This window comes from Shinella zoogloeoides, from assembly GCF_022682305.1.
Taxonomy (GTDB): Bacteria; Pseudomonadota; Alphaproteobacteria; order Rhizobiales; family Rhizobiaceae; genus Shinella; species Shinella zoogloeoides_B.
Window position 1 is genome coordinate 1,205,499 of the sequence record NZ_CP093528.1, and the last position, 19,421, is coordinate 1,224,919.

17 protein-coding genes are annotated in these 19,421 nt (G+C 63.6%); 12 read left to right on the forward strand and 5 right to left on the reverse strand.

Going from position 1 to position 19,421, the window contains the following annotated elements; translation table 11 throughout:
- Positions 1 to 25: 25 nt before the first annotated feature.
- The 4 genes from MOE34_RS06205 to creD all read left to right on the forward strand — a co-directional run bounded on the left by MOE34_RS06205 (position 26) and on the right by creD (position 6,508).
- Positions 26 to 2,206 (forward strand): molybdopterin-containing oxidoreductase family protein, encoded by a 2,181-nt coding sequence (locus MOE34_RS06205; RefSeq protein WP_242223829.1) that lies wholly within the window; start codon positions 26 to 28, stop codon positions 2,204 to 2,206.
- Positions 2,207 to 2,222: 16 nt separating this feature from the next.
- Positions 2,223 to 2,819: an NUDIX domain-containing protein gene (locus MOE34_RS06210; RefSeq protein WP_242221950.1), complete on the forward strand. Its 597-nt coding sequence runs from the start codon at positions 2,223 to 2,225 to the stop codon at positions 2,817 to 2,819.
- Between the two features lie 295 nt (positions 2,820 to 3,114).
- Positions 3,115 to 4,902, forward strand: coding sequence for an aspartate--tRNA ligase (gene aspS / locus MOE34_RS06215; protein ID WP_242221952.1), 1,788 nt, complete (start codon positions 3,115 to 3,117; stop codon positions 4,900 to 4,902).
- A gap of 181 nt (positions 4,903 to 5,083) precedes the next feature.
- Entirely contained in the window at positions 5,084 to 6,508 is a 1,425-nt protein-coding gene (gene creD / locus MOE34_RS06220) for a cell envelope integrity protein CreD (RefSeq protein WP_242221955.1), read from the forward strand.
- A 71-nt stretch (positions 6,509 to 6,579) separates the two neighbouring features.
- On the opposite strand, the gene MOE34_RS06225 is transcribed toward creD, so the two are convergent.
- Positions 6,580 to 7,770: a hypothetical protein gene (locus MOE34_RS06225; RefSeq protein ID WP_242221956.1), complete on the reverse strand. Its 1,191-nt coding sequence runs from the start codon at positions 7,768 to 7,770 to the stop codon at positions 6,580 to 6,582.
- 211 nt (positions 7,771 to 7,981) lie between these two features.
- Between MOE34_RS06225 and parC the strand changes: the two genes are divergently transcribed.
- Positions 7,982 to 10,234, forward strand: a complete 2,253-nt coding sequence (parC, locus tag MOE34_RS06230; protein ID WP_242221959.1) for a DNA topoisomerase IV subunit A — start codon at positions 7,982 to 7,984, stop codon at positions 10,232 to 10,234.
- Positions 10,235 to 10,442: 208 nt separating this feature from the next.
- Here the strand turns inward: parC and MOE34_RS06235 are convergent, their stop codons facing one another.
- The 3 genes from MOE34_RS06235 to MOE34_RS06245 all read right to left on the reverse strand — a co-directional run bounded on the left by MOE34_RS06235 (position 10,443) and on the right by MOE34_RS06245 (position 12,709).
- Complete coding sequence (locus MOE34_RS06235) at positions 10,443 to 11,360, reverse strand: DMT family transporter (protein WP_242221961.1); 918 nt, start codon at positions 11,358 to 11,360, stop codon at positions 10,443 to 10,445.
- Positions 11,361 to 11,378: 18 nt separating this feature from the next.
- Complete coding sequence (locus tag MOE34_RS06240; RefSeq protein ID WP_242221963.1) at positions 11,379 to 12,143, reverse strand: arginyltransferase; 765 nt, start codon at positions 12,141 to 12,143, stop codon at positions 11,379 to 11,381.
- 101 nt (positions 12,144 to 12,244) lie between these two features.
- On the reverse strand, positions 12,245 to 12,709 hold the full coding sequence (locus tag MOE34_RS06245; RefSeq protein WP_242221964.1) for an RDD family protein: 465 nt from the start codon (positions 12,707 to 12,709) through the stop codon (positions 12,245 to 12,247).
- A gap of 162 nt (positions 12,710 to 12,871) precedes the next feature.
- Here MOE34_RS06245 and MOE34_RS06250 point away from each other — a divergent pair, with 162 nt between their 5' ends.
- On the forward strand, positions 12,872 to 13,390 hold the full coding sequence (locus MOE34_RS06250) for a hypothetical protein (protein ID WP_242221967.1): 519 nt from the start codon (positions 12,872 to 12,874) through the stop codon (positions 13,388 to 13,390).
- A 12-nt stretch (positions 13,391 to 13,402) separates the two neighbouring features.
- Here MOE34_RS06250 and hemB read toward each other — a convergent pair whose 3' ends face one another.
- Positions 13,403 to 14,407, reverse strand: a complete 1,005-nt coding sequence (gene hemB / locus MOE34_RS06255) for a porphobilinogen synthase (protein WP_242221971.1) — start codon at positions 14,405 to 14,407, stop codon at positions 13,403 to 13,405.
- A gap of 209 nt (positions 14,408 to 14,616) precedes the next feature.
- On the opposite strand from hemB, the gene MOE34_RS06260 reads away from it, so the two are divergent.
- The 6 genes from MOE34_RS06260 to glyA all read left to right on the forward strand — a co-directional run bounded on the left by MOE34_RS06260 (position 14,617) and on the right by glyA (position 19,414).
- A complete protein-coding gene (locus MOE34_RS06260; protein WP_242221973.1) occupies positions 14,617 to 15,000 on the forward strand; it encodes a DUF6163 family protein in 384 nt (127 codons plus the stop codon).
- A gap of 130 nt (positions 15,001 to 15,130) precedes the next feature.
- A complete protein-coding gene (ldtR, locus tag MOE34_RS06265; protein ID WP_242221975.1) occupies positions 15,131 to 15,643 on the forward strand; it encodes a transcriptional regulator LdtR in 513 nt (170 codons plus the stop codon).
- 282 nt (positions 15,644 to 15,925) lie between these two features.
- The gene (locus MOE34_RS06270; RefSeq protein WP_242221978.1) at positions 15,926 to 17,248 is read left to right on the forward strand and encodes a L,D-transpeptidase family protein; all 1,323 of its coding nucleotides are present in this window, start codon (positions 15,926 to 15,928) and stop codon (positions 17,246 to 17,248) included.
- A gap of 120 nt (positions 17,249 to 17,368) precedes the next feature.
- Positions 17,369 to 17,665 (forward strand): type II toxin-antitoxin system RelE/ParE family toxin, encoded by a 297-nt coding sequence (locus tag MOE34_RS06275; protein WP_242221980.1) that lies wholly within the window; start codon positions 17,369 to 17,371, stop codon positions 17,663 to 17,665.
- A gap of 2 nt (positions 17,666 to 17,667) precedes the next feature.
- Positions 17,668 to 17,976 (forward strand): addiction module antidote protein, encoded by a 309-nt coding sequence (locus MOE34_RS06280; RefSeq protein ID WP_431522417.1) that lies wholly within the window; start codon positions 17,668 to 17,670, stop codon positions 17,974 to 17,976.
- A 139-nt stretch (positions 17,977 to 18,115) separates the two neighbouring features.
- Entirely contained in the window at positions 18,116 to 19,414 is a 1,299-nt protein-coding gene (gene glyA / locus MOE34_RS06285) for a serine hydroxymethyltransferase (RefSeq protein WP_160784877.1), read from the forward strand.
- Positions 19,415 to 19,421: the final 7 nt, after the last annotated feature.

Sequence of the window (19,421 nt, forward strand, 5' to 3'; positions counted from 1 at the left end):
CGAAATCATCCGCAATGATGCGTCGATGAATTGTTGCGATGGTGACACGATTTGCCTTTTGGGCCTTTGCGCTCTGCAATATAGAAAAGCCATGAACGTTGCGACCCCCCATCTCGGAAAACCGCGGATCGGCCATTCGGCCTGCCCGCATGACTGTCCCTCCACCTGCGCGCTCGATGTCGAGATAAGTGCGGACGGCCGCATGGGCCGCGTGAAAGGCAGCCCCGACAACAGCTACACCGCCGGCGTCATCTGCGCCAAGGTCGCCCGCTATGCCGAACGTCTCTACCATCCCGACCGGCTGATGAAGCCGCTCGTCCGCAAGGGCGACAAGGGCGGCGGGGAATGGGGCGACATCTCCTGGGAAGCCGCGCTCGACGCCATCGCCGAGAACTTCGTCAAGGCCGAGCAGGCCTATGGCAGCGAGGCCGTCTGGCCTTACTACTACGCCGGCACGATGGGCCTCGTGCAGCGCGATTCCATCGATCGCCTGCGCCACGCCAAACGCTATTCCGGTTTCTTCGGCTCGATCTGCACCAATCCCGCCTGGACCGGCTACACCATGGGCGCCGGCACACTGCGCGGCCCGGATCCGCGCGAGATGGCGAAGTCCGACTGTGTCGTCATCTGGGGCACCAACCCGGTCTCCACGCAGGTCAACGTGATGACCCACGCCATCAAGGCCCGCAAGGAGCGCGGCGCGAAGATCGTCGTGGTCGACATCTACGACAACCCGACGATGAAGCAGGCCGATCTCGCGTTGAAGCTGCGCCCCGGCACCGATGCCGCGCTCGCCTGCGCCGTCATGCATGTCGCCTTCCGCGACGGCTACGCCGACCGCGCCTATATGGAAAAATTCGCCGACGACCCGGCCGGCCTCGAAGCGCATCTCGCGACCCGCACCCCGCAATGGGCCGCCGATATCACCGGCCTTTCCGTCGAGGAGATCGAGGCCTTCGCAGCGCTCGTCGGTCGCACGAAGAAGAGCTATTTCCGCCTCGGCTACGGCTTTACCCGCAGTCGCAACGGCGCGGTGTCCATGCATGCGGCGCTTTCCATCGCCACCGTGCTCGGCTCCTGGCAATATGAGGGCGGCGGCGCCTTCCACAGCAATTCGGATATCTTCCACCTGCGCAAGGCCGAGCTGACGCTGGCCAGGATGGTGGACCCCGATATCCGCATGCTCGACCAGTCGCAGATCGGCCGCGTCCTCACCGGCGATGCCGTGGCGCTGCGCGACCGCGGTCCCGTCACGGCCATGCTGATCCAGAATACCAACCCGGTGAACGTCGCGCCCGAACAGCGCCTCGTGAAGGAAGGATTCCTGCGCAGCAACCTCTTCGCCGCCGTGCACGAACACTTTATGACCGATACGGCAAAACTCGCCGATATCGTGCTGCCGGCCACCATGTTCGTCGAGCATGACGATATCTATCGCGGCGGCGGCCAGCAGCACATCGTGCTCGGCCCCAAGCTCGTCGAGCCGCCGCAGACCGTGCGCACCAATCTCTTCGTCATCGAGGAACTGGCAAAACGCCTCGGCGTCGCGCACCTGCCGGGCTTCGGCCTCACCGAGCGCGAGCATATCACGCGCATGCTGCCCTATTACGAAATGGACTTCGACGGCCTGCAGCAGGAGAAGTGGATCGATTGCCAGCCGGATTTCGAGGCCGCGCATTTCGGCAAGGGTTTCGGTTTCCCGGATGGAAAATTCCGCTTCCGCCCGAACTGGACGAACACGCCGGCCCCCAACAAGCCGCCGAAAGCGCTCGGCGCCTTCGGCCCGCATGAGGAACTGCCGACCTTCCCGGATTATGTCACCGTGATCGAGACGGTGGATGCCGAACACCCGTTCCGCCTCGCCACGTCGCCGGCCCGCAGCTTCCTCAATTCCACCTTCACGGAAACCAAGGGCTCGAAGGATCGCGAAGGCAGGCCGGAGGTGATGATCCACCCGCAGGACGCCGAGGCCCACGCCATCGAAGCCGGCGATATCGTCCGCCTCGGCAATGTGCGCGGCGATATCCGCCTGCATGCCAGGATCACCGGCGATGCCAAGCCCGGCGTGCTGATCGCCGAAGGCATCTGGCCGAATTCCGCTCATCTCGACGGCGAGGGCATCAATGTCCTGACCGGCGCCGATCCCGTCGCGCCCTATGGCGGCGCGGCCTTCCACGATAACCGCGTCTGGCTGCGCAAGGCCTGACGCCGAAGGGTTCTTCATGTCCGCAGAAAAGCAGTCTTCCATCCGCATCGTCGAACAGCAGACGGTCTGGAAGCGCTTCATCCATTTGCGCACCATCGTCCTCGAACAGACCCGCGCCGACGGCCGGGTCGAATTCCTCGACCGTGAGGTGCACGACCATGGCGCGGCCGCCGCGATCCTCCTCGTCGATCCCTCGCGCAGGACGGTCATGCTGGTGCGCCAGTTCCGCCCCGGCGCCTTCTTCGGCGGCCATGCGGATGGCTTCCTCCTGGAAATCCCCGCCGGCCTTCTCGACGATGACAGCCCGGAGGATGCCATCAGCCGCGAGGCGATGGAGGAAACGGGCTACGCCGTCAGCGACCTTCGCCATGCCTTTGACATGTATTCCAGCCCCGGCACGCTGACCGAGCGCGTGAGCTGCTTTGCCGCCCACATCGATTCCTCGAAGCGCGACGGCAAGGGCGGCGGCGTGGATGGCGAAGGCGAGGATATCGAGATCGTCGAAATGCCCATCGACGAAGCCTGCGGCCTGATCGCCACCGGCGGCATCGTCGATTCCAAGACGATCATGATGTTGCAATGGCTGATGTTGAACCGCGAGATGTTTGCCTGAGACATGGCAAGTGATTCCCTGCGGCTTTGCCCCTCACCCTGACCCTCTCCCCGCAAGCGGGGAGAGGGGACGTGCCCCGCGAAAGGTTCTTGCTTGGGGAAAAGAGGGCGGCATATCCCCTTCGCCCCGCTTGCGGGGAGAAGGTGGCCGGCAGGCCGGATGAGGGGCGGGCACCAAGGCGCTCGCCCGCCAAGCCTTGACAAACGGCCGCCACCATGCGCTTTTCCGCGCGATTTTCTTGGGTAGCTGCGCCGGGACCTTCCCGCGCGGCCTGTCAGCATTTCAGGATACCACGATGCACCGTTACCGCAGCCACACCTGCGCCGCTCTCCGCAAGTCCGATGTCGGCCAGACCGTTCGTCTTTCCGGCTGGGTCCACCGCGTTCGAGATCACGGCGGCGTGCTCTTCATCGACCTGCGCGACCATTACGGCATCACGCAGGTCGTCGCCGACCCCGATTCCCCTGCCTTCAAGAAGGCCGAGACGGTGCGCGGCGAATGGGTGATCCGCATCGACGGCCTCGTCAAGGCGCGCACTGAGGATACGGTCAACAAGGGTATGCCGACCGGCGAGATCGAGCTTTACGCGCAGGACATCGAAGTCCTGTCGGCCGCCAAGGAACTGCCGCTGCCGGTCTTCGGCGAGCCGGAATATCCGGAAGACGTCCGCCTCAAGTACCGCTTCATCGACCTGCGCCGCGAGACGCTGCACAGAAACATCGTCAAGCGCACGCAGATCATCTCCGCCATGCGCAAGGGCATGGGCGATGCCGGCTTTGCCGAATACACGACGCCGATCCTCACGGCCTCCTCGCCTGAGGGCGCGCGCGACTTCCTCGTGCCGTCGCGCATCCATGAGGGCAAGTTCTTCGCCTTGCCGCAGGCCCCGCAGCAGTACAAGCAGCTGCTGATGGTCGCCGGTTTCGACCGCTACTTCCAGATCGCGCCGTGCTTCCGCGACGAAGACCCGCGCGCCGACCGCCTGCCGGGCGAATTCTACCAGCTCGACGTCGAGATGAGCTTCGTCACGCAGGAAGACGTCTGGCAGACGATGGAGCCGATGATGACGGCCGTCTTCGAGGAGTTTGCCGAAGGCAAGCCCGTCACGAAGGAGTGGCCGCGTATTCCTTACGATGAAGCGATCCGCAAATACGGCTCCGACAAGCCGGACCTGCGCAACCCCATCGTCATGCAGGCCGTCACCGAGCATTTCGCCGGCTCCGGCTTCAAGGTCTTCGCGAACATGATCGCGTCGAACCCGAAGGTCGAAGTCTGGGCGATCCCGGCCAAGACCGGCGGCAGCCGCGCTTTCTGCGACCGCATGAACGCCTGGGCGCAGTCGACCGGCCAGCCCGGCCTCGGCTACATCTTCTGGCGCAAGGAAGCCGACAAGCTGGAGGGCGCAGGCCCGCTCGCCAAGAACATCGGCGAGGAGCGCACGGAAGCCATCCGCACGCAGCTCGGCCTCGATGACGGCGACGCCTGCTTCTTCGTCGCCGGCGACCCGGCCAAGTTCTACAAGTTCGCAGGCGAAGCCCGTACCCGCGCCGGCGAGGAACTGAACCTCGTCGATCGCGACCGCTTCGAAATGTGCTGGATCGTCGACTTCCCGTTCTACGAATACAACGAAGACGAAAAGAAGATCGACTTCGCGCACAACCCCTTCTCCATGCCGCAGGGCGGCCTCGAAGCCTTCGACAGCAAGGATCCGCTGGAACTCAAGGCCTACCAGTACGACGCCGTCTGCAACGGCTTCGAGATCGCCTCGGGCTCGATCCGTAACCAGTCGCCGGAACTGATGGTCAAGGCCTTCGAGAAGGTCGGCCTCTCGCAGGGCGACGTGGAAGAGCGCTTCGGCGGCCTCTACCGTGCCTTCCAGTACGGCGCCCCGCCGCACGGCGGCTGCGCCTTCGGCATCGACCGTGTCGTCATGCTGCTCGTCGGCGCGAAGAACCTGCGCGAAATCTCGCTGTTCCCGATGAACCAGCAGGCGCAGGACCTCCTGATGAACGCTCCGTCGCCGGCAACGCCGACGCAGCTTCGGGAACTGGCGCTGCGCGTCGTTCCGTCCAAGAAGGACTGAGCCTTTCGGCAGTTTTGGAAAAAGGGGCCGGCGGAAACGCCGGCCCCTTTTTGCGTGAAGAGACGCCACAATGCCGCGAATTCGCCGCCGGGCGATCCCAATTCCGCGCATAATCGGTCGAAATGTCCCCCTAGCGTGAACTCGCCTTAAACTGGCGATTCAAAGACTGGAGGGACTATCCATGACTGTGACGGAATCCGACGACCCCGTTCCGACTTCATCCCGACCATTTCCCCATCCCGAACAGCGCGGAAACGTAGCGACGCTGCTGCGCTCGCCGGGCGTCAAGTTCATCATGATCGGCATTATCTCCGTGGCGCTCCTCGTGCCGCTGCTCCTCGTCTGGGGCCTGACCGAGGAGCGCGCCCAGCGGGCGACGGAAGTGTCGAACCGCATCGCCAATGGCTGGGGCGGCGCGCAGGCGATCAACGGCCCCTACATAGCGGTGCCCTTCGACGTGCAGCGCAGCCGCGAGGTCGACGGGCGAACCATTGTCGAGCAGGTGACGGAATGGGCGCTGGTCATGCCGGAAACGCTTGACGTGACGGCGGACCTCAAGACGGAGGAGCGCCGGCTCTCGATCTATACGCTGCCGGTCTATAACGGCGCGCTGACGCTGAAGGGCCGTTTTGGCGCCAGCATGTTGCAGGACCTCTCGCAATTCCCCGGCACGCCGCAGCTCGACCGCGCCGTGCTCGTGCTCAACATCAACGACATCACTGGCATCCGCTCCGATGCCGGCGTGAAGATCGACAACGGCGCGGTCCGGCCCTTCGATCCGGGCATGCGGCAGATTTCCGCGATGACGGTCGTCGGCGGCGACGGCTACGCCACGCCGCAGACGAGTGCCGGCGTGCACCGGCCGATCGAGCGCGCGCTGATCGAAAAAGGTTTCACCTTCGAGATCGCCATGTCGCTCAACGGCTCGCGCAGCTTCGCGGTCGCGCCCGCCGGGCAGACGACGACCTTCTCCGCAAAGGCGAACTGGCCGCATCCCGGTTTCGAGGGACTTTTCCTGCCGGAAGAGAAAACGATCATGGCCTCCGACTTCGCCGCGAAGTGGACGATCCCTTACCTGGCTCGTGGTATCGACCGCGTCGCCGCCGGCTCGGCGCTGCCGCTGTCGAACAGCATGATGAGCATCAATCTCGTGGAGCCCGTGCAGTTCTACCAGGTGGTCTCGCGCACGCTGAAATACTCCATCGGCTTCATCTCGCTGGTCTTCCTCGCCGTCTTCGTCGTGGAGTTGAAGGGCGGGCGCATGGTGCACTGGATCCAGTACGTGCTGACGGGCCTCGCGCTCATCGTCTTCTACGTGCTGCTGCTGGCGCTTGCGGAGCATACCGGCTTCGCCATTGCCTATGCCATGGCTGCACTGGCAACGACGATCCTGATCGCCGCCTATCTCGGATCGGCCACGGGAAGCCGGCGGAATGGCATCGCGCTCGGCATCGTCCTGCTGTCCGCCTACGGCGTCATGTATCTCGTACTGCGCGAGGACGAATATGCGCTGCTCGCCGGCGCGCTCATCTCCTTCGTCTCGATCGCGACCACCATGTACGCGACCCGCCGCGTGGACTGGTCGGGGAGGGCACAGGCGGCGTGAGGCCACTCCCACACAAAAGAAAAAGCCCGGAGCGACGCTCCGGGCTTTCCAATCTCGAACGGTCGAACGGCTTACTGGTTCGCCGTGACGGTGACGCCAAGGACCTGCGGGATGGTCTGCGGCGCGCCCATGGCGGCGCCCATGATCATCGGGAACGGCACCGGCTCCTTCGGCTCGGCGCTGATCTTCAGGTTCTTCGGGTCGTCGAGGAAGGTGTTGACGGCGGCCGAGATCTGGTTCTGCAGGTCGGGCATGTTGAGCTGCGCGATCATGATCGGAACGAGACCCTTCAGCGACTGCGCCATCTGCTCGCCCGTCACACCCTGTTCACCGCCGGCATAGTCGAGCAGCTTCTTGGTGATGGAGGCGTCGTCGAAGGAGATCGAGGCGTTGTTGAAGGTGAGCTGCTGGACGAGGCCCATCATGGCCATGCCCATGGCGGCGTTGGCTTCTTCCTTGTTCGGGTTGGCTTCGGCGGTCTTCAGGGCTTCCTGCAGGTTCTTCATGAAGTCGAGCGTGTAGCCCGAGAAGGCCAGCGTGATGTTCAGGCGGCCGATATCCTTGAAGTCGAAGGCATATTCGTCGACGGCCAGCTTGCCGCTCGCCAGTTCCCAGCTGCCGGACATGGAGACCTTGCCATCCAGCGAGTGGATGCCGAGCTTGTCCATGGTTTCCTTGGCCTTCGGGTCCTCGACGGAGCTGAGGTCCGCCTTGAGGTCGGACAGGGTCGCGTCGAATTCGAGGCCGGCGTCGCCATCCATGCGGGTGATGTTCGTTTCCGCGCCGGACATGGAGAAGACTTCCTTGCCCTTGCTGCTGACGCTGACCGGGCCGGCGGATGCCGATTCGTACATCAGCAGCGATTCGAGCGTGCCGGGAACGATCGTGCCGGGAATGGTGACGCCGCTAATGGCGAGGTCCTGGGCCGTGATCGTCGTTTCCGCTTCGGTGACGTTGATGTCCTCGAAGGAAACGGTCTCGATCGTGTAGCCGCCTTCGCCGTCTTCCTCGACGCCTTCCATGGTGATCGTGCCGAGCTTGAACGGGGCTTCGGCGCCCGCGGCCTTCGCTTCCACGCCTTCCAGCGTGACGGTGGAGCCGTCGGCCTCGACGTTGGAAGAGGTGATGGATACGCCGCTGGTGGCATAGGTCGCATTCAGCTTCGTCAGCAGATCCGCGCCATCGAGTGCGAAGGCGGGGCTTGCCAGGGTGGCGAGCGCTGCGCCGGCGAGGAGGGCGCGGAAATGGGAGGTGCGCATCATGAATAGGCTCTCTTTCTGGATTTCTTGGACGGCTGCCTTGCCGTTACCGCTCCTATACGGGCGGCGCGGCAAATATATTCATGCCGCAGAGAGTTTCCACGGGATTCTCCGTTTCGGACGGGAGATTTCAAAGAAACGTCACAAAGCGCTATCCACAGCCGGATCGCCCGGATTCCTTGCCGCGAATCGGCCGAGCGGCTAGTCAAGAGGGATGGGACAAAACACTTTGCCGCCGGATGGCGGAGACGACAACATCCTGCCGGTCGACCTCAAGGCGGCGCTGGAAGAGCGCTACCTTGCCTATGCGCTGTCGACCATCACCCAGCGCGCGCTGCCGGATGTCCGCGACGGCCTGAAGCCGGTCCACCGCCGCATCATCCACGCCATGAGCGAGATGGGTCTCAAGTCCAACTCCTCGTTCAAGAAATGCGCGCGTATCGTCGGCGACGTCATCGGTAAGTTCCACCCGCACGGCGACCAGTCGGTCTACGACGCGCTGGTGCGCCTCGCGCAGGATTTCTCGCAGCGCTATCCCATCGTCGACGGGCAGGGCAATTTCGGCAATATCGACGGCGACAACGCCGCCGCCTACCGATACACCGAAGCGCGCATGACCGAGGTCGCGACGCTGCTGCTCGAAGGCATCGACCAGGACGCCGTCGATTTCCGCCCGACCTACAACGAGGAAGACGAGGAACCGATCGTCCTGCCGGGCGCCTTCCCGAACCTTTTGGCCAATGGCTCCTCCGGCATCGCCGTCGGCATGGCGACCTCCATTCCCTCGCACAACGCCCATGAGCTTTGCGACGCCGCGCTCCATCTCATCCGTAACCCCGATGCGGATGTGGAGAAGCTGGTCGAGTTCGTGCAGGGTCCGGACCTGCCGACCGGCGGCATCATCATCGACAGCCGTGAAAGCATCATCGAGGCCTACAAGACGGGTCGCGGTGGTTTCCGCGTGCGCTCGAAATGGGAGACGGAAGACCTCGGTCGCGGCGGCTACCAGATCGTCGTCACGGAGATTCCCTATCAGGTGCAAAAGTCGCGCCTGATCGAGAAGATCGCCGAACTGCTGCTCGCCCGCAAGCTGCCGCTGCTCGAGGATATCCGCGACGAATCGGCCGAGGACGTACGCATCGTGCTGGTGCCGAAGAGCCGCACCGTCGATCCGACGATCCTGATGGAATCGCTCTTCAAGCTCTCCGAGCTGGAAAGCCGCATTCCGCTCAACATGAACGTGCTCTCGATGGGGCGCGTGCCGAAGGTCATGGGCCTCAAGGACGTGCTGGTCGAGTGGCTGGCGCACCGGCGCGAGGTGCTCCAGCGCCGTTCGCGCCATCGCCTCGCCGCCATCGACCGACGCCTCGAAATCCTCGGCGGCTATCTCGTCGCCTATCTCAACCTCGATGAGGTGATCCGCATCATCCGCGAGGAGGACGAGCCGAAGATCTCCCTGATGGAGACCTTCTCGCTGACGGACGTGCAGGCCGAGGCGATCCTCAACATGCGCCTGCGCTCCCTGCGCAAGCTGGAGGAGTTCGAGATCCGCACAGAGTTCGACAATCTGTCGAAGGAGAAGGCGGAAATCGAGGCGCTGCTCGCCTCCGACGAGAAGCAATGGCAGACCGTCGCCTGGGAAATCGGCGAGGTCCGCAAGAAATTCGCCAAGGCGACCGAGATCGGCCGCCGCCGCACGCAGTTCGCCAGCGCCCCGCAAGCCGATGTCGAGGCCATCCAGCAGGCCATGATCGAGAAGGAGCCGGTCACGGTCGTCATCTCGGAGAAGGGCTGGATCCGCGCGTTGAAGGGCCATATCGCCGACACGTCCGGCCTCCAGTTCAAGGAGGGCGACGCATTGAAGGTGGCCTTCCCGGCGCAGACGACGGACAAGGTGCTGATCGTCACGACGGGTGGCAAGGTCTACACCCTTGGCGCCGACAAGCTGCCTGGCGGCCGTGGACACGGCGAGCCGCTGCGCATCATGGTCGACATGGAGAACGATCAGGACGTCCTGACCGCCTTCGTGCACGACGCGTCGCGCAAGGTCATCGTCGCCTCGCAGGCCGGCAACGGCTTCGTCGTTTCGGAAACCGAGATGGTCGCCAATACCCGCAAGGGCAAGCAGGTGATGAATGTCGGCATGCCGGACGAGGCCAAGCTCGTCGTGCCGGTGCGCGGCGACCATGTCGCCGTCGTCGGCGAGAACCGCAAGATGCTGGTCTTCCCGCTCGTGCAGCTCCCGGAAATGTCGCGCGGCAAGGGCGTGCGCCTGCAGCGCTACAAGGATGGCGGCATCTCCGACATCCGCTGCTTCGCCATCGCGGATGGCCTCACCTGGGATGACAGCGCCGGCCGCAACTTCGTTCGCTCGAAGGAAGAACTGGCCGAATGGCTCGGCGACCGCGCCACCGCCGGCCGCACCGTGCCGAAGGGTTTCCCGAGAAGCGGCAGGTTCAGCGGCTGATCAGCGGGAATAGGGGACGCTGACGTCGCGCAGGAAGCGCGTCAGTGCTTCGCAAGTTCGCGAAGTACGCCCTCGTATTTTTCCATTATGATGCGAGCGGCCTTCAGTGGCCGTTCGAGATCTTCATCGCTAGGCGGCGGTGGCTGGGGGGCTTCGCTTTGCGTCATCGTTTCTGTCCTCGGCACCTGCTTTTGGGAAGTATACCGCGTTACCCCGTGAACGGAAACTCCGCTGCCGTATCGTCATCCCTCGCCGCGCGGGCCTTCGAGCGCATCTGCCAGATCGAATGGGCGAGCAGCGCGAGGATGAGGATCGAGCCGCCGATGAGGGTCTGGTTGGTGGGTGTCTCGGAGAAGACGATCCAGACCCAGATGGGGGCGAGCACCGTTTCCAAGAGGTAGAACATGCCGACTTCCGGGGCGGAGAGGAAGCGAGGCCCCGTCGCCAGGCAGAAGAACGCGAGGGGGATCATGATGAGGCCGTTGAACAGGATGAAGCCCGGATGGGCGACCTGGAAGCCGGCCTCCGGCAGCAGGAGCAGCGCGGCAATGCCGGGGAAGATGGCGGTGACGAGGGGCACGAAGCCCATGTCCAGACGCGTGTGACGGCTGAGCGTGATGGCCGAGGCGAGCAGGAAGGCGGAGCAGGCCGCCATGGCGTCGCCGAAGAAATTGCCGCTTTCCAGGCCGTCATGCACGATCAGCGCCACGCCCGCGACCATCGCTCCCATGGTGAGAAGGGTCGCGTTCGAGGGGCGCTCGCCGAGGAAGATCCAGGAGAGGATCGCGGCGAACATCGATGTGAAGGCGAGGATGAACACGACATTCGCCGTGGAGGTGTTGAACACCGCCAGCATGAAGGTCAGCGAGTTGATGCCGTAGAGAACGCCGATCAGCAGGCCGATAGGGCCGGGGATCAGCGCCATGCGCCTACCGAGCGCGAAGCGGACGACGGACCATGCCAGCAGGGCGACCACGAAGGTCGCGATGCTGCGCGTCGCCAGCACCGACCAGACCTCGCCGTCGGACAGGCGGATCAGCGGAATATCGAAGGAGAGGGACAGGCCGCCGATGGCGGTTATGAGGAGGCCCTTGCGGTGAAGGGCGGGATCGCTGGCTGGGGGCACGTCGGAACCGATTCGGGCTTATTTCTCGGGGTTTTCGCCATCATAGCGTTCCCAGCCGCGTTGCATCAGGTGCTCTTGCGGCAAAAACTTCGTTTTATAGTCCATTTTTCGCGATCCCTTGACCCAGTAGCCGAGATAAACGTGCGGCAGGCCGAGCTGTTGGGCGCGGCGGATATGGTCGAGGATCATGAACGTGCCGAGCGAGCGGCGGGAAAGGTCCGGATTGTAGAAGGAATAGACCATGGAAAGCCCGTCGCCCATGCGGTCGGTGAGCGCGACGGCGACGAGTTCGCCCTGCGGGCGCTCCCGGAGGCCCGCGCCTTCCTCACGCACGCGATATTCGATGACCTTGGTGTGGACGTGGGTGTCCTCCACCATCATCGCATAGTCGAGCACGGACATGTCCGACATGCCGCCCTTCTGGTGGCGGGCGTCGAGATAGTGGCGGAACAGCGAATATTGCTCGCTGGACGGCTCTGCCGGATACTCGCGGGAAACGAGGTCGGCATTGTCCGCCAGCACCCGGCGCATGGTGCGTCGTGGCTCGAATTCGTTGACGAGGATACGGACCGAGATGCAGGCGCGGCAGGTCTCGCAGGCCGGGCGATAGGCGATGTTCTGCGAGCGGCGGAAACCGCCCTGCGTCAGGAGATCGTTGAGTTCCGGAGCGCGCTCGCCCACCAGATGCGTAAACACCTTCCTCTCCATCTCCTGCGGCAGGTAGGGGCAAGCCGCCGGCGCGGTGAGATAGAACTGCGGAGAGGATGTTGCCTGCGTATTCATCAGCCGTGAAGCGACTCCGTCGCTGTGTGACATTTCCAAGCCGGTAGGATTGGCCTAGTTCGGGAAAAGGTCAACTGGCGCGCCGCAGGTTTCGGCGCTTCTCAGTAGCGGTCGCGCCGAACCATCACGGTGCCGAGCAGAAGATCGTGCAGCAGGCGACCGCGGTCGGTGAAGAGGCCGACGAGCACGATGAAGGGCGTCAGCAGCGCGTTGCCGATCCAGAACAGCACGAGATGCACGATCGCCGTCAGGAAATCGACCGGCCGGCCGTCCACGCGGGCAAGCGCGAGGCCCATCACGTTCATGCCGGCGCTCGCCTGGCTCGGCCCACCCATCGTCAGGCCGAAATAGAGCATGGCGACGATGGCGAAGAGCGCCGGATAGAGGAAGAAGCCGAGACCGAAGGTCAGGATGCCGAGGAAGAAGACCACGACGGCGGCCGGAATCCAGAGCAGCGCGATGATCGCGTAGTCGATCAGGAACGCGAAGATCCGCCGTGACAGCACGCCGCGATAGGCCTGCCAGTCCGTCGTCGGAACCCGCGTTTCGTTGAAATCAGCGCTCATCTGCCTGTCTCCCGAATGGAACATGGAGTTCATATGGGGACGTCCCTGGGGGAAAACAACAGCTCCGGCCCACAGGCGCCCCCCGGGGCGTGGCGGTGATAGGATGGGCGAGGGGAGGCGTGAATCTCCCGACCTGCAAATTCGAAAGAAAGGGAGACAATCATGCGACTGTCGGAAAACAATCCGTGGATCCTTGTGAGTGGCGATTTTCGCAGGAATGCGCCTTACTTCGTGCCCTTCGGCGTATTGGCGTCCATCCTTCAGATTGTCGCCTACCACTTCAACAGGGCGAACTGGGGCGAAATCCTGCTGCTGGAACATGTCGCCTTCCATTCCACGGTCGTCTCGATCCTGTTCCTATGGACCGCAAGGCTGATTCTGGCGTGGCGCGGCAACGGGCGCGGAATGGCATGGCTACGGGATAGTGTGACCGATGTGGCGAATAGAGCCGTCGGTTTCGCTTCGGTGGCTGCTTCCGCTCTTTTCGGATTTGCGCTGGTTCCTGCGATCACCGGCGCGTTCTGGCATGCCGGCATGTTCATGCTTTGCAGCCTCTACTTCGCCAGCCTGGCCGAGGTTGCGGCAAACCCGTTGCCGGGAAAGGGGGAATCGAAAATCCACCCTATCGCGATGGGTGTGATCATCGGGATGCCGTTCGCCCTGTCGCGGACCGTATTCTAGCCTCGGGGGCGTTCAGCCCCTGCGGGCCAGATGCCGCGCCACGTCCATCGCGAAATAGGTGAGGATGCCGTCGCAGCCGGCGCGCTTGAAGGCCAGCAGGGTTTCCAGCATCACGCGCTCGCCGTCGATCCAGCCGTTCATCGCGGCGGCCTTGATCTGGCTGTATTCGCCCGAGACCTGGTAGGCGAAGACCGGCAGGCCGAAGGCTTCCTTCATGCGCCAACAGATGTCGAGATAGGGAAGGCCGGGCTTGACCATCAGCATGTCCGCGCCTTCCTCGACGTCGAGCGCGGCGTCGCGCATCGCCTCGGTGCCGTTGGCCGGGTCGATGTAATAGGTCTTCTTGTCGCCCTTCAGCAGGCCGCCGGTGCCGATGGCGTCGCGATAGGGACCGTAGAAGGCGGAGGCAAACTTGGTGGCATAGGACATGATGCCGACATTCTGGTGTCCGCTCGCATCGAGCGCGCGGCGGATCGCGCCGATACGCCCGTCCATCATCTCGGACGGCGCGATGATGTCGGAGCCGGCATCGGCCTGGATGACGGCGGCCCGCGCCACCAGTTCCACCGTCTCGTCGTTGGCGATGACCTCGCCGCGCAGAACGCCGTCATGGCCGTGGCTGGTGAAGGGATCGAGCGCGACGTCGGTGATGACGCCGATATTCGGCACGGCCTTCTTGATGGCGCGCGTCGCCGCGTTGATGAGGTTGTCGCTTTCCAGGCTGTTCGAGCCGGTCTCGTCGCGCAGGTGCATCTCGACATTGGGGAAGGTGGCGATGGCCGGGATGCCGAGATCGGCCGCTTCCTTCGCCGCTTCGACGAGCTTGTCCACGCTCATGCGGTTGACGCCGGGCATGGCGGCGACCGGATCGACGATATTGGTGCCGGGCACGACGAAGACCGGCCAGATGAGATCGTCGACCGTCAGGCGGTTTTCCTGCACGAGCCGGCGGGTCCAGTCGGCCTTGCGGTTGCGCCGCATGCGTCGGCCGCCGGTGATCTCGTCAACGATGTTCATGATGCCGTTTCCTCGCTTGGATGCGTTTTCCGCCTCCATATCACGCCGGCCGGGCCAATCAAATCGCGTGGCGGAGGCCACGCTGCGGCATATGGCCGTGCATGACATGGCGTTGCGGGCTTTATGCCGGCCGGCCTTGCCCTTACTGTCCGCGGATGGTTGCTGATTCTGCCAAAGGCCCGAGGCCAAGCCTGACCGAAACGCTGTTCATGCTGTTCCTGCGGCTGGTGGCGGTCGCCGCGCTTTGGTTCGCCGTGCAATACTGGGCGATGCTGACCGGCCTTTCCATCGAGGGCAAGGGGCGCTTCGACCTGCTGCCGCCGGCCTGGAAGGCAGCCGCCACGGCGCTTGCCGTGCTCTTTCCCGTCGCGGCGGTGGGACTATGGCTTCTGGTGTCCTGGGGACGGGTGATCTGGCTTATCGCGGCGGCGACCGAGATCGCCATGCACGAGCTCTATCCGTCCATTTTCGGCATCAACCGGTTGCTGGTCCTGATGCACCTTGCCGTCGCCGCGCTCTTCGTTCTTTTCCGCCTCGCGCTCTTCATCCAGCGCCGCCGGCAGGCGCGAGCGGTAAGAACTGATTCACCGTGAGACAGGGTCGCCTTCCGGTAAGGCGCTGTTAAGGCTGCGGTTTAAGTAGAATTTTAGATGCATTCGTTAGGTTCTCACTCAAGGCGGGAAAACAAACCACACCGCCAAACAAAACAGTGAGGCAGTAACAATGAACACCAAGATCAAGCAGCAGCAGGTTCCCGCCGTCGATCCGCAGGAAGACGCGATCCGTAACCTCTATCTCGAATCCCTTCACCTCGTCGAACGCCTTCACCGCCGCCTGCTCGACGTCATCAAGGACGAGTTCGACCGCGCCGGCCGCTCCGACGTCAACGCCGTCCAGGCGCTTCTCCTCTTCAACATCGGCAACTCGGAACTGACCGCCGGTGAGCTTCGTTCGCGTGGCTACTATCTCGGCTCGAACGTCTCCTACAACGTCAAGAAGCTGGTCGACCTCGGCTTCATCAACCACCAGCGCTCGCGCATCGACCGCCGTTCCGTCCGCATCAGCCTGACGGAAAGCGGCCAGGAGATCGCCGAGACCGTCGCCGGGCTCTATGAGCGCCATATCGGCTCGATCCAGAAGGTCGGCGGCATCGGCGAAGGTGAGTTCAACCAGATGAACAAGCTCCTGCAGCGCCTCGACCGCTTCTGGAACGACTCGATCCTCTATCGCCTCTAATCCGGGCGCCGTTTCCGACCTCCTCCGAAAGCCGGCCGCGTTCCCTGCGCGTCCGGCTTTTCACGTTTTCGTGCAGGGCGCTCGCCATGCCCGAAGGCCCCCGAGACACGAATTGGCCATATTGCTGTGACACCCGGACGATGGGCTTAAGTATGCGCGGGCGGCAGGGCCGGTTTGCGTTTGTTAACCCTGTTCGTGATAGCTGCATCGGGTATGGACCTTGGGTCTCGTGCCCAGGCGCACCCGCCGCTTTGAACGGCGTTTCAGGAGATGGTAGGATTGATGTCTCGCAAAACCGGATTTGATGTGTTCTCGCGCCGCGCATTCCTGCGTTCCGCCGCAACCCTCGGCGCTGCCGCCGTTGCCGGCCCGACGCTCGCCCAGACGGCGATGGACGACGTTCTCAACGCGCCGCGCCGCGGCAACTGGGACGACCAGTTCGACGCCAAGGCGTCGCGCAGTGCGGACGCCGTCACCTCGAACAATCCGATTCTCGGCTCCGGCGCCGTCTCGAACATCCAGCAGGCAATCTCCGATTACCAGCAGATCGTCTCCGCCGGCGGCTGGCCGAACGTCTCCTCGTCGCAGAAGCTGCAGCTCGGCGTGGCCGATCCCGGCGTGCAGTCGTTGCGCCAGCGCCTGATGATTTCCGGCGACCTGCAGCGTGAAGCCGGCATCTCCAACGCCTTCGATTCCTACGTCGACGGCGCTGTGAAGCGCTTCCAGGCCCGTCACGGCCTGCCGCAGGACGGCGTGATCGGCGAATACACGCAGAAGGCCATGAACGTGCCGGCCACGACGCGCCTCAACCAGCTCAACACGAACCTCGTGCGCCTGCAGGCCATGTCGGGCGATCTCGGCCAGCGCTACGTGATGGTCAACATCCCGGCCGCCTATATCGAGGCGGTGGAGAATGGCCGCGTGGCATCGCGCCACGTCGCCGTTGTCGGTCGCCTGAGCCGTCCGACGCACATCCTCAATTCCAAGATCTACGACGTCACGCTCAATCCTTACTGGACCGCGCCGCGTTCGATCGTCGAAAAGGACATCGTGCCGCTGATGCGCACGGATCCGACCTATCTGAAGCGCAACAACATTCGCCTGATCGACGGCAAGGGCCAGGAAGTGGCGCCGGAAACGATCGACTGGAACGCCGAGAAGGCGCCGAACCTGATGTTCCGCCAGGACCCGGGCAAGATCAACGCCATGTCCTCGACGAAGATCAACTTCCACAACCCGAACAACGAATACATGCACGACACGCCCCAGCAGGGCCTGTTCAACAAGCTGATGCGTTTCGAATCGTCCGGCTGCGTGCGCGTGCAGAACGTGCGCGACCTGATCACCTGGCTGCTGCGCGACACGCCCGGCTGGTCGCGTCAGGACATCGAGAGGGTCATCGACACCCGCGTCAACACGCCGATCAGGCTGGCTGTCGAGGTCCCGGTCTATTTCGTCTACATTTCGGCCTGGTCGGCGCGCGACCGCGTCGTGCAGTTCCGCGACGACATCTACCAGATGGACGGCGCCACGGAACTCGCGCTCCAGACCGGCTACAACCAGGAAGGCGGCCAGACCGTCGACAGCGACCTGCTGCCGCAATAAGGCGATTTGCCCGATGTGAAAGGCCGCTCCTTCTCCAGAAGGGGCGGCTTTTTTTGATTCCGACGCAGATGTGATGGGCAGTCGCTTGAAGGTGTGTCCTCTATGGGGTACATATTTTCAATGTTCACGCTGGTTGCGAGCAGCAAGTTCGAAAAATGGTTCGGTGGCCTGCGGGACTATCGAGCCAGCGCTCGCATTCGCCAGCGGCTCGCGCGGCTGGAGCAGGGACATTTCGGAGATGCCAAGTCCGTTGGTGAGGGCGTCAGCGAGCTTCGTGTCGATTACGGCCCGGGCTATCGCGTTTACTTCATGCGTAGCGGGTCTGTCGTCGTCGTTCTCCTGTGCGGCGGGCATAAGGGAAGCCAGGCCCGGGATATCGAGGAAGCGAGGCGCATCGCGCGGGAATGGAAGGAATGACAATGGAAGAGAAGATCACATTCAGGCCCTTCGATCTGGCGCACAGTCTCGACAGCGAGGAGGAGATCGTCGAATTCCTCAGGGTGGCGTTCTTGCAAGGCGATGCGGCGCATATCGCCCATTGCCTGGGCATCGTCGCGCGGGCGCGGAACATGGCGCAGCTCGCCCGCGATGTGGGCATGAGCCGCCCGGCGCTCTACAAGGCTCTGAGCGGCGAAGGAAACCCGGAATTCGCCACCGTCATGAAGATCATGCATGCGCTGGGCATCGGCCTTGCGCCGGTGTCGAGGAAGAACGACGAGGCCGCTTAGACCTTCCTTGCGAGTGAAGGGCGCATGTCGTTTTTATTTCACAAGGCGCGTGGAAATGGCGCAAACCGTGGAGCGGATATTGCCCTTGCCATGCGAGGACGATAAACACCGTGCCACCCACCCTTAAGGAGCCTCGAGGATGAGCCAGTCTTCCGCCACCGAAGTTTTCTTCACGCGTTCCCTTGCCGATACCGATCCGGAGATTTTCGGCTCGATCCAGAAGGAACTCGGTCGCCAGCGCCATGAGATCGAACTGATCGCCTCGGAGAACATCGTCTCGCGCGCCGTGCTCGAAGCCCAGGGCTCGATCATGACGAACAAGTATGCCGAAGGCTATCCGGGCAAGCGCTACTACGGTGGCTGCCAGTTCGTCGACATCGCCGAAGAACTGGCCATCGAGCGCGCCAAGAAGCTGTTCGGCGTCAACTTCGCCAACGTCCAGCCGAATTCCGGCTCGCAGATGAACCAGGCCGTCTTCCTTGCGCTGCTGCAGCCGGGCGACACCTTCATGGGTCTCGACCTCAATTCGGGCGGGCACCTGACGCACGGTTCGCCGGTCAACATGTCCGGCAAGTGGTTCAACGTCGTTTCCTACGGCGTGCGCGAAGGCGATCACCTGCTCGACATGGACGATGTGGCCGAGAAGGCACGCAAGAACAAGCCGAAGCTCATCATCGCCGGCGGCACCGCCTATTCCCGCATCTGGGACTGGAAGCGCTTCCGCGAGATCGCCGATGAAGTCGGCGCGTATCTCATGGTCGACATGGCGCATATCGCCGGCCTCGTCGCCGGTGGCCAGCATCCGTCGCCGTTCCCGCATTGCCACGTCGCGACCACCACCACGCACAAGTCGCTCCGCGGCCCGCGCGGCGGCGTCGTGCTGACGAACGACGAGGATATCGCCAAGAAGATCAACTCGGCCGTCTTCCCGGGCCTGCAGGGCGGCCCGCTCATGCACATCATCGCCGCCAAGGCCGTTGCCTTCGGCGAGGCGCTGCAGCCGGAATTCAAGGACTATGCCGCGCAGATCGTCAAGAACGCCAAGGCGCTCGCCGAGACGCTGAAGGCCGGCGGTCTCGACATTGTCTCGGGTGGTACCGACAACCACCTGATGCTCGTCGACCTTCGCAAGAAGAACGCGACCGGCAAGCGCGCGGAAGCCGCCCTCGGCCGCGCCTATGTCACCTGCAACAAGAACGGCATCCCGTTCGACCCTGAAAAGCCCTTCGTCACCTCCGGCGTTCGCCTCGGCACGCCGGCCGGCACGACCCGCGGCTTCAAGGAAGCCGAGTTCAAGGAAATCGGCAACCTGATCGTCGAGGTCCTCGACGGCCTGAAGGTCGCCAATTCCGACGAAGGCAATGCAGGCGTCGAAGCCGCCGTTCGGGAGAAGGTCGTCGCGCTGACGGACCGTTTCCCGATGTACCCTTACCTGTAAGGACAGC